At 64.6% G+C, this 4,257-nt stretch carries 3 protein-coding genes and 1 pseudogene; 1 reads left to right on the forward strand and 3 read right to left on the reverse strand.

Annotated features, from left to right (window positions below):
- From AC1DMG_RS20395 to htpX, 3 genes and pseudogenes are all read right to left on the reverse strand, one after another.
- Nucleotides 1–127, reverse strand: a pseudogene (locus AC1DMG_RS20395) (AEC family transporter); the annotation flags it as partial.
- Nucleotides 128–253: 126 nt separating this feature from the next.
- On the reverse strand, nt 254–2,125 hold the full coding sequence (htpG, locus tag AC1DMG_RS20400; RefSeq protein ID WP_477176350.1) for a molecular chaperone HtpG: 1,872 nt from the start codon (nt 2,123–2,125) through the stop codon (nt 254–256).
- Nucleotides 2,126–2,226: 101 nt separating this feature from the next.
- Entirely contained in the window at nt 2,227–3,126 is a 900-nt protein-coding gene (htpX, locus tag AC1DMG_RS20405; protein ID WP_441605133.1) for a protease HtpX, read from the reverse strand.
- Nucleotides 3,127–3,330: 204 nt separating this feature from the next.
- Here htpX and gluQRS point away from each other — a divergent pair, with 204 nt between their 5' ends.
- The gene (gluQRS, locus tag AC1DMG_RS20410) at nt 3,331–4,191 is read left to right on the forward strand and encodes a tRNA glutamyl-Q(34) synthetase GluQRS (RefSeq protein WP_477176349.1); all 861 of its coding nucleotides are present in this window, start codon (nt 3,331–3,333) and stop codon (nt 4,189–4,191) included.
- Nucleotides 4,192–4,257 lie beyond the last annotated feature (66 nt).

The following is a 4,257-nucleotide window of genomic DNA, read 5'->3' on the forward strand; positions in this document are numbered from 1 at the left end:
GCGCCGGCAGCGCGATATTGATCACCCACCAGTTGATGCCATGGACGAGGCCGGCCGGCGTTCGGGCGAAACGCGCGACCAGTACGCCAAGCAAAAGGCAGGTGAACAACCGTAGCAACGCGCCCATGGGCTTCCTGGAAAACGAAACGGCCGCAGTATAGCGGCCGTTTGTTGGGAGGCTTGGTGAAGTCGAACAACGCCACGCCACCCCATCGTCATGCCGGCCCAGGCCGGCATGACGAGCCCTAGATCGTCACCCCGCGATCAGGCGATTCAAACGCTGCACAAACGCTGCCGGATCCGGCAACTGCGCGCCCGCAGAAATCTCGGCCTGGTCAAGCAGCAGGTTGGCGAGATCGGCGGACTTGGCCGGATCGCTCTCGTTCTCCACGCGCTTGAGCAAGGGATGGTGCGGATTCACTTCCAGCGTCGGCTTGGCCAGCGGCACGTCGTGACCCGCCTCGCGCAGCAGGCGTGCCAGATGCGGTGCCATCTCGTAGTCGGACAAGGCCAGACACGAGGGCGAATCGGTGAGGCGCGCCGACACGCGCACGTCGCCGACGCGGTCGCCCAGCAACTCCTTCAGCTTGAGCACCAGCGGCTCGGCTGCCTTGCTCGCCTCTTCCTGCTGCTTCTTGTCCGCCTCGTCCAGCGGCAGTTCGCCCTTGGCCACGTTGCGCAGCTTCTTGCCGCTGTATTCGGTGAGGCTGTTGAGCATCCATTCGTCGATGCGGTCGGACATCAGCAGCACTTCGATGCCCTTGGCCTTGAATGCTTCCAGCTGCGGGCTGCCGATGGCGGCGGTGTAGCTATCGGCGGTGATGTACCAGATGGTGTCCTGGGTGAGCGGCATGCGGCCGATATAGTCGTCGAGCGATACGGTCTGCGCGGCGCCATCACCCTTGGTGGAGGCAAAGCGCAGCAATTTGGCGATGCGTTCGCGATTGGCGGGATCTTCGGCAATGCCTTCCTTCAGCGTATTGCCGAAGGCCTTGTAGAAGGTGGCGAACTTCTCCGGCTCATCGCGCGAGAGCTTTTCCAGCAAGTCGAGCACGCGCTTCACGCAGGCCGCACGGATACGCTCCAGCTGGCGATTGTGCTGGAGAATTTCGCGGCTGACGTTGAGCGGCAGGTCGTCTGCATCCACCACGCCTCGCACGAAGCGCAGGTAGTTGGGCAGCAGTTCTTCGGCCGCATCCATGATGAAGACGCGCTTGATGTAGAGCTTGAGGCCCTTGCGCTCGTCGCGGCCGCCCATCATCAGATCAAACGGAGGTTGCTCGGGGATGTACAACAGCGTGGTGAAGCTCTGGCTGCCCTCGACGCGGTTGTGCGTCCAGGCCAGCGCATCGTTGAAATCGTGGCCGAGCGACTTGTAGAAGCTCTGGTAATCCTCGTCGGAAATCTCGTTGCGTGGCTTGGCCCACAGCGCCGAGGCGTCGTTGACGGTCTCCCATTCGTCGCCCGGCTTGCCGTCCTCGTCCTTGGGGCAGCGGATCGGGAAAGCCACGTGGTCGGAATATTTGCGAATCAGCGAACGCAGCTCCCAGCCCTTGAGGAACTCGTCCTCGTCGGCCTTCAGATGCAGGATCACCGCGGTGCCGCGCTCGGGCAGATCGACCTGGGCCAGGCTGTATTCGCCCTTGCCGTCGCTCTCCCACTTCACGCCTTCGCTTGCCGGCAGGTCGGCGCGGCGACTCAGCACGGTGACGCGATCGGCCACCACGAACGAGGAGTAAAAGCCCACGCCGAACTGGCCGATCAGGCGGGCGTCGGTCTTATGCTCGGCGCTCATCGCCTCCAGGAAACGGCGCGTGCCCGAGCTGGCGATGGTGCCGATGTTGGCCACCACTTCATCGCGGCTCATGCCGACGCCGTTGTCGCGCACGGTCACGGTGCGTGCCTGCGGGTCCCAGCTCACATGGATCTGCAGCTCGCCGTCACCGCTGAGCAGGTCAGGATTGGCGATCGATTCGAAGCGCAGCTTGTCGCAGGCATCGGAGGCGTTGGAGATCAATTCGCGCAGGAAGATCTCCTTGTGCGAATAGAGCGAATGCGTGACCAGGTGCAGGACCTGGGCCACTTCGGCTTCGAATTTGCGGGTTTCGGGCGCGGTAGTGGTCATGCGGAGAGACTCATGCAAAGGTCAGTCGAAGGAGTAACAAGCGAAGGGGCCGACGAATCGGCCCCTTATGATGCCCGCTCTGCGTGGGAAAGCGGGTGAATTCAGGCGTTGGCCGAAGGATTCTGCAAGGCGGCAATGCGCTCTTCCAGCGGCGGGTGGCTCATGAACAGCCGCTTGAAGCCCATCGCCAGGGGACCGGAGATGCCGAACGCGGCAATCGTCTGCGGCAGCGTGCTCTCGCCGTGCTGCACCTGCAGGCGCTGCAGGGCGGAAATCATCGCGCCGCGGCCTGCAAACTTGGCGCCGGCGGCGTCGGCGCGGAATTCGCGCCAGCGCGAGAAGGCCGCCACGATCATCGAGGCGAACAGGCCGAACACCAGTTGCAGCACCAGCACCGACACGAAGTAGCCGATGCCGCCGCCACCCTCGCGGTCGCGACCGCCGGACATCCAGCTGTCCACCAGGCGGCCGACTACCCGAGCCGCGACGATCACCAGGGTGTTCACCACGCCCTGGATGAGGGTAAGCGTGACCATGTCGCCGTTGGCCACATGGCCGATCTCGTGACCGAGTACGGCGGAGACCTGCTCGCGGTCCATCTGCTGCAGCAGGCCGGTGCTCACCGCCACCAGCGAGCTGTTTTTGGTCATGCCGGTGGCGAACGCGTTCATTTCCGGTGCGTCGTAGATCGCCACCTCGGGCATGCCGATGCCGGCCGCCTGGGCGTGGCGGCGCACGGTGTCCAGCAGCCAGCGCTCGGCTTCGTTCTGCGGCTGCTCGATCACGCGGGCGCCGGTGGACATCTTCGCCATCCACTTGGACATGGCCAGCGAGATGAAAGCGCCGCCCATGCCGAAGACCGCGGCGTAGAGCAGCAATCCACCCATGCCACCGTAACCACGGGCGGCAGCCCACTGATCGATGCCGAACAGGCGGCAGACGATGCTCAGCAGGAAAAGGACGGCGATATTGGTAAGCAGGAACAATGCGATGCGACGCATGGCTGTCTCTCGGGCAGTCATGAAAGGGGATGCGACTTTCGCCGCTGTGAAAGGATCGTGGCGAATTCTTGCGGTTTCAAGGGCCGTGAGTCGGGAATCTTCATATCAGTCGTCCAGCTTTCAACTGCGCGTCAGCTAAGGACCCACTCGCCGACCGCGCGCCAAGCGTTCCTGCGGGCCATCGACGGCCCGTAAAATGGCCCGATGAACTACCGCGGACGATTCGCCCCTTCTCCGACCGGCCACATGCATTTCGGTTCCCTCGTGGCTGCCGTGGGCAGCTGGTTGTGCGCCCGCCACGCCGGTGGCGCGTGGTTGCTGCGGGTGGAAGACATCGATCCGCCGCGGGAGATGCCCGGTTCGGCCGAAAGCATCCTGGCGGCCCTGCCCGCCTTCGGGCTGGTGGCCGACGCGCCCGCCCTGTTCCAGTCCCACCGCCAGGCGGCCTATGACGCAGCGTTCGAGCGGCTCAAGGCGGCCGATCTCGTCTTCCCTTGCTGGTGCAGCCGCAACGATCTCGCGGGCGGCCTGCATCTGGACGGCCACTGCCTGGCGCCGCCCATGGAAGGCCGAACCCCGGCCTGGCGTCTGCGCGTGCCGGATATCGAGCTCGATTTTGTCGATGCCTTGCAGGGCCCGCAGTCCCAGAATCTCCGCCTGGCCGCAGGCGACTTCGTGATACGCAGAGTGGAGGGCTACTACGCCTACCAGCTCGCCTGCGTGGTCGATGACGCTCACCAGGGCATCACCCAGGTGGTGCGCGGCAACGATTTGCTGGACTCGACGCCGCGGCAGATCTTCCTGCAGGGCTGCCTGAAGCTTCCGACGCCCGGATACCTGCATCTGCCGCTGGCCCTGGATGACGACGGCCGCAAGCTGTCCAAGTCCGAGCGCGCCCATCCAGTGGACCCTACCGACCCGCTGCCCGCACTGCGCCGCGCGCTGGCTTTTCTGGATCTGCCGGTGGCGCCGGCGGCACGTGAGCCTTCGGCCCTGCTTGCCCATGCCCTCGCCAGTTTCACGCCAGATCGACTACCGCACTGCAGCGAACGCGCGGCAGCTTAAACGGCCGTCGACGCATTCATCGTCCAACTGCCACACAGAAGCGCAAGTCGGCGTACTCTGCGTAGA

This window comes from Dyella sp. 01N36 (genome assembly GCF_056399745.1).

What these genes read in the sequence shown, in the direction of transcription:
- htpG (WP_477176350.1), bottom strand. Translation starts at nt 2,125, where the DNA reads ATGACCACTACCGCGCCCGAAACCCGCAAATTCGAAGCCGAAGTGGCC.
- gluQRS (WP_477176349.1), top strand. Translation starts at nt 3,331, where the DNA reads ATGAACTACCGCGGACGATTCGCCCCTTCTCCGACCGGCCACATGCAT.
- htpX (WP_441605133.1), bottom strand. Translation starts at nt 3,126, where the DNA reads ATGCGTCGCATCGCATTGTTCCTGCTTACCAATATCGCCGTCCTTTTC.